We start from the raw sequence: 5,845 nt of genomic DNA on the forward strand, positions 1-5,845 counted from the left end.
GAGATGGCAGCAGCCACTTCAGCAGCAATCTGGACGAACATAACCGAGCCGTCAACAAATACATCCGAGGCCGATGAATATCGCCCCCACGCTTTTCACTTCGTGTAATACGCTGCCCCCCGAGGGGCTGAACTGAGCTTGGGGCGGCCCTGCGCTTTGTTCATTGCCCCCACACTTTTCACCCTGCAATCATGACTAAAAGTTTAAGCGGCCTTTTTATCAGTTTTGAAGGCATAGACGGCGCCGGCAAGTCCACCCACATCGCAGGGCTGGCTGCAGCTTTCAGCGACGAGGGCAGGGCGGTCACCTTGAGCCGCGAACCTGGCGGCACGCCGCTGGCCGAAAAACTACGCGCCCTGGTGCTGGACGACGCGATGGACCCGCTGACCGAGTCGCTGCTGATTTTTGCGGCGCGGCGCGATCATCTTGTGAGCGTGATCGCACCGGCGCTGCGGCGCGGCGATGTCGTGCTGTGCGACCGTTTTACCGATGCGACTTTTGCCTATCAGGGGGCGGGCCGTGGTTTTGATTTGAAGGTGCTGGCTACGCTGGAGCAATGGGTGCAATCCGATGAAGGACTGCTGGGCGACCCGGCTGGCAATCAACCGATGAAGCCAGAGGTCAACACAGTCATCGAACCGCACCTGACCGTGTGGTTTGACCTGGCGCCTGAAGAGGCTGCGTTGCGGCTGGCGGGCACGCGCATCCCTGACAAATTCGAGTCGCAACCGATTGAGTTTTTCCGCCGTGTCGCCCGGGGATATGCCGATCGCCTGCAAAACCATCCAGAGCGTTTTGCGCGCATTGATGCCTTTCAAAACCGCGAAGCGGTCTGGCAGGACGTACGCCAGGTGTTTGTCGAAAAAGGCTGGCTGGAAGGCGCAACTTGCCATGAACGACACTAGCACAGTCCAAAACGGGCATCGGCAACTTGCTCCGTGGCTGCAAACCCAGCTGGAGAGCCTGCTCGCCCAACGTGGTCATGCCTGGTTGCTAAGTGGGCCGTCGGGACTGGGACAGTTCGACCTGGCGCTGGCGCTGGCCAGGGCCTGGTTGTGCGAGCAGCCTACCGGTCAGGGTGCCTGCGGCCATTGCGGCAGCTGCCACGCCGTGGACGTGCACACGCACGCTGATCTGTGCGTGCTGCTGCCGGAAGCCCTGTCGCTGGCTCTCGGCTGGCCGCTGGACGAAAAAACCCAGGATGATCTGGACAGCAAGAAGCGCAAGCCAAGCAAGGAAATCAAGGTTGATGCCGCACGCGAGGTCGTATCATTTACCCAGTTCACGCGCTCACGCGGCAGCACCAAGGTCGTGCTGGTGTTTCCGGCCGAACGCATGAACCACATCACGGCCAATACGCTACTTAAAACACTGGAAGAACCGCCAGGTGCAGTCAGGTTCATTCTGGCCACGGAGGCGGCGCACCAGTTGCTGCCCACGATACGCAGCCGGTGCCTCGGCCACACCATGGTCTGGCCTGATTTCGAGCAGGCTTTGGCCTGGCTTGGCGGCGAAACCCTGCACCAGGGCGCGGCGCTGGGCAGTGCCAAAAAGCCGGCTCGGTCGCCAGACGCCGCAGATTTGCAAACACTGTTGACCGGTGCGGGTGGCCGCCCTTCAGATGCCCTGGCCTGGATGAGGAACAGCCCGCCCGATGAAGCGGCCAGGCACTGGCAAGCCCTGCCTCAGGCCATCGCCAGGGGTGATGTCGGCACATTGGCTGACTGGCCACCGGCCTTGGCACTGGATGCCTTGCAAAAGCTTTGCCATGATGTGTGGGCGGTCCGGGTCGGGGCATCTCCCCGATTTTTTCGCGCCGAAGATCTGTCGTCAATAACTTCGGGAGGGGCGGCTGGCGCACCGCAAAGTGCGACCAAATCAGGCTTTTATGCGCTTGCCAGCTGGTCCAAGGAATTGAGTACGATCGCCCGCACGGTGGAGCACCCGTATAACCCCGGTTTGCTGCTGGAATCGTTGGTCAGCCGCGCGCGCACGGCGCTGAATTCAAAATGATGCAAGCCGTAAAGCTGTTGCATGCTTTCTGGAGAACCCTATAAACTAATGCTATGAGTACAACTCCCCTCGCCAGTTCTCCCACCGCAGCCGCTTCCAGACCGAGCGTTGTCCAATTGGCGATCAAGGAAAAAGCGGCACTTTATGCTGCCTACATTCCGCTTTTTAAAGAGGGGGGGGTGTTCATACCCACCGCCCGCGAATACAAGCTCGGGGATGACGTCTATGTTTTGCTGACGCTTCCCGATGACATCCAGCGTTACCCCGTCGCAGGCAAAGTTGCGTGGGTCACGCCTGCCCGGGCGGCGGGCAATCGCACCCAGGGGGTAGGCATCCGTTTTCCCGACGACGATAAGTCCCGCCTGCTCAAAATCAAGATTGAAGAAATTTTGGGCGCCCATCTTGCGTCCGATCGGCCCACCCAGACCATTTAAACATTGCTCCTCGCGCGGCCCTGCCTGCACCTGCGAAAAGCTATAGTTTTTATAGCACGTGGCAATCGTAAAGCTTGGACGTAACCGCGTTTTTCCTAAAAAAACATTTTTATGTTCACCGATTCTCACTGCCATTTAAGCGCTCCCGAACTTCAAGCCCAGTTGCCACAGATCCGCGAGGCGATGGTGCGGGCACAGGTTGACAGAGCGCTGTGCATCTGCACCACGCTGGAAGAATTTGAAACGGTTCACCAGCTTGCCACCGGTTATGACAATTTCTGGTGCACCGTCGGCGTACACCCCGACAACGAAGATGTGCAGGAGCCCAGCATTGCCGACCTGCTGCAGCGTGCAAGCTTGCCCAGGGTGGTCGGAATTGGCGAGACAGGGCTTGACTATTACCGGCTTGGCGAGCGCAGCGTGGCCGACATGGAGTGGCAGCGGGAGCGATTTCGGGTGCATATTCGCGCGGGCCGCCAAACTGGCAAACCGCTGGTCATTCATACCCGTAGCGCTTCTGATGACACCCTCGCCATTTTAAAAGACGAGGGGCAGGGGGCAGGGCAAGGCGATTTTATGGCGCCGGCGAGCGGTGTTTTTCACTGTTTCACCGAAACCCAGGCCGTGGCGCGCGCCGCGCTCGAGCTCGGATTTTACATTTCGTTTTCGGGCATCCTGACGTTCAAAAATGCGGGCGATATTCGCGATGTCGCCCGGTTTGTTCCGCTCGACCGCATGCTGATCGAAACCGATAGCCCCTATCTGGCACCCGTTCCCTACCGCGGTAAAACCAATAATCCTTCTTACGTGCCTTTCGTGGCGCGGCAGATTGCCGAAATCAGGCAGCAGACGCTGGAAGTCATCGCTGAAGCGACAAGCCGCAATTTTGAGCACTTGTTTTCAGAAATCAACAGATGAAAAATAACTTCTTAAATTACATTAAAAAAGCCATATACCTTGTTGTATTTGCAGGAGTTGGTTTGGTTAATGCCGGTTCTTATGAAGACTTCTTTACCGCCATAAAACAAGACAACGCAGGCAAAGTACAGGAACTTCTCACGCGGGGCTTTGATGCCAACACCCTCGATCCAAAAGGCCTAAACGGTCTTTATATTGCATTGACAGAGCCTTCGCCCAAAGCCGCGCAAGTGCTGATCGTCTGGCCCAAGACTGATGTCAACAAGCTCAACCCCAAAGGCGAAAGCCCGCTCATGATGGCAGCCATCAAGGGCTTCCCGGAGCTAGCGCAAAAACTGATCAAAAAAGGCGCAGACATCAACAAGACCGGCTGGACTCCTTTGCATTACGCGGCGAGTGGCGGGCAACTACCAATCATCAGCCTTCTGCTAGAGAACAGCGCCTACATCGACGCCGAGTCTCCCAATGGCACCACGCCACTGATGATGGCGGCCATGTACGGAACGCCTTCCGCAGTCAAACTCCTGTTGCAGGAAGGTGCAGACCCTCAACTGAAGAACCAGCAGGGGCTGACCGCCCTGCAATTCGCCGAGCGAGCCAAGAGCCCCGACTCGACGGAGGCCATAGCGGCAGCCATAAGGGGCAAGCGACCATCAGGGCAGTGGTAGTGGATACGGAGTGAGTCGGATTAGACCGCAAAATGATTCCGAATTTCTTATATTCTACGATGTATATTATGTTAACTAATATTTTGGATCTGTTTCATTATTTCCAATTTACTTAATAAAGCCCGGCTTTTGCCCGCCCTCCACGATGCCGCTTGCGTTGCTACTGGCTGCTTCTGTCAGCTTTCCAGTGACTTTTTGTAGGACGATATAAGTTGTTGTCAAAATGTTCCCGGAGCGCAGGCACACTGGTGTGATGAGAAAAAATCGCAGCCTTGTTTTGAAAAGCTGGCTGCAGCCAATTGTTGGGGTTGTAGCGATGTTGGTTCTAGTTGCCAGCGCTACAGCACAACCACCTGCCGCGTCAGGCAATGAATCAAACGCATCCGCCTTGCTTGAAAAGCATGCCGCGCTGGCAGCTCAACTGGTCAAAAACTCTTTTCGGCGGCCGCTTTTTCTTGAGTCTACGGAAACTACCAATAAAGTAAGTGGCTCTGCCTATGCTGTGTTGGATTCTCCTTTGAGTACTGTCAGCTCCTCCTTCAAAAGCCCTAGGTTGTGGTGTGAGGTACTCATACTGCATCTCAATACCAAATACTGTCATGCAGGCATAGATGCCAGCCCAAGCACGGTGGAATTGGCTATCGGCAAAAAAACGCCGCAGGCAGTGGCAGATGCCTTTGCTTTCGCGTTTGCATACCGCGTCGCGGCGGCTTCATCAAGTTACCTGACGGTTCAGCTAAATGCAGATAAAGGGCCATTGAGTACCAATGATTACCGGATAGAACTTCAGGCCGTTCCTTTGCCGGATGGAAAAACCTTCATGCATTTGCGCTATTCGTATGGATACGGAATCGCAGGCCGCCTTGCCATGCAGACTTACCTTGCGACTTTGGGGAGCGGCAAGGTTGGGTTTACGCAAATAAAAGAGGGGGAAAAATTGGCTTATGTAGGGGGCATGCGCGGTACTGTGGAGCGAAACACCATGCGCTATTACCTCGCAATAGAGGCCTATCTGGCGTCTCTCAGCCAGCCGCCTGCACAGCAATTCGAAGCGCGTTTGGGATACTGGTTTGATGCGACGGAAGAATATCCCCAGCAACTTCATGAAGTGGACCGATCCAGCTATTTTTCCATGAAAAAAGATGAGTACCAGCGCCAGAAAAGCGAGTGACATTATCGGATGCGGATCGGTCGTCCTGCGAAGGGACGGGTCATCAATCTCCGTCGGCCTCAAGAGCCCGCAAGCCACTGCCGTTCTTCAGAAACAAGTCAATCGCAGCATAACAGCGCGTGCCTGTGCGGGTGATCCATTTATAGCCTTCCGCTTCCGTTTGGCAGGTGCGTAGAGACTGCCCCGTGACAGCGCTTCCAGCATGCTGATCAGATTGATCCTAATGATCGCGTTGTCTTAATAAATTCGTACTTTCATGAGCTTACCGAAAGTAGGAAAAAATGCCTGTGGGTGAGGCTGGTCTCAGAATTCATCACTTCACTCCAAAACGCTGTGACCAGTTCCAATGCGGGAGGCGCCAGTGCTCCCCTGCAACAGGGCACTCTGGCACCATCAATCATGGTTAATAAAACCAGGGTACTCAGCCACCCCTTTGCCACTCGCGCCGCTCTCCCCGCCTGGGACGGGTTGCTGGCATCAGGCCGACTACAAATCAGGGCTGCCAGCGGGCGATATTTTCCTGCGATTGGCAGTAAGCGCCTGACAGCAACTCGCGGCTTCAGCTGACCGGCATTTGAAGCAGCAATGGGTACCGTTGGCACAGGGTGTTTTCGACGCTTGCCCTTAACAAACGCGGGCCT

The 5,845-nt window shown here is 55.9% G+C and carries 6 protein-coding genes; all 6 read left to right on the plus strand.

All coding sequences use genetic code 11. From position 1 onward, the window contains the following. Window positions 1-191: 191 nt before the first annotated feature. The 6 genes from tmk (at window position 192) to HHJ19_RS13355 (ending at window position 5,204) form a co-directional block, all read left to right on the plus strand. Window positions 192-905, plus strand: a complete 714-nt coding sequence (gene tmk / locus HHJ19_RS13330; RefSeq protein ID WP_296908180.1) for a dTMP kinase — start codon at window positions 192-194, stop codon at window positions 903-905. Beyond that, on the plus strand, window positions 892-2,013 hold the full coding sequence (locus tag HHJ19_RS13335; RefSeq protein ID WP_296908182.1) for a DNA polymerase III subunit delta': 1,122 nt from the start codon (window positions 892-894) through the stop codon (window positions 2,011-2,013). The genes tmk and HHJ19_RS13335 overlap by 14 nt, the downstream gene beginning before the upstream one ends. Before the next feature lie 53 nt (window positions 2,014-2,066). Next, a complete protein-coding gene (locus tag HHJ19_RS13340; protein ID WP_296908184.1) occupies window positions 2,067-2,447 on the plus strand; it encodes a PilZ domain-containing protein in 381 nt (126 codons plus the stop codon). 111 nt (window positions 2,448-2,558) lie between these two features. After that, window positions 2,559-3,365 carry a TatD family hydrolase gene (locus HHJ19_RS13345; protein ID WP_296908186.1) on the plus strand — a complete coding sequence of 269 codons (807 nt, stop codon included), beginning with the start codon at window positions 2,559-2,561 and terminating at the stop codon, window positions 3,363-3,365. After that, window positions 3,362-4,033 carry an ankyrin repeat domain-containing protein gene (locus tag HHJ19_RS13350; protein WP_296908188.1) on the plus strand — a complete coding sequence of 224 codons (672 nt, stop codon included), beginning with the start codon at window positions 3,362-3,364 and terminating at the stop codon, window positions 4,031-4,033. Before HHJ19_RS13345 ends, HHJ19_RS13350 begins: the two co-directional genes overlap by 4 nt. Window positions 4,034-4,286: 253 nt before the next feature. Then, a complete protein-coding gene (locus HHJ19_RS13355) occupies window positions 4,287-5,204 on the plus strand; it encodes a hypothetical protein (protein WP_296908190.1) in 918 nt (305 codons plus the stop codon). Window positions 5,205-5,845: the final 641 nt, after the last annotated feature.

Origin of the sequence: Polaromonas sp., from assembly GCF_012927415.1 — a bacterium.
Taxonomy (GTDB): Bacteria; Pseudomonadota; Gammaproteobacteria; order Burkholderiales; family Burkholderiaceae_C; genus Polaromonas.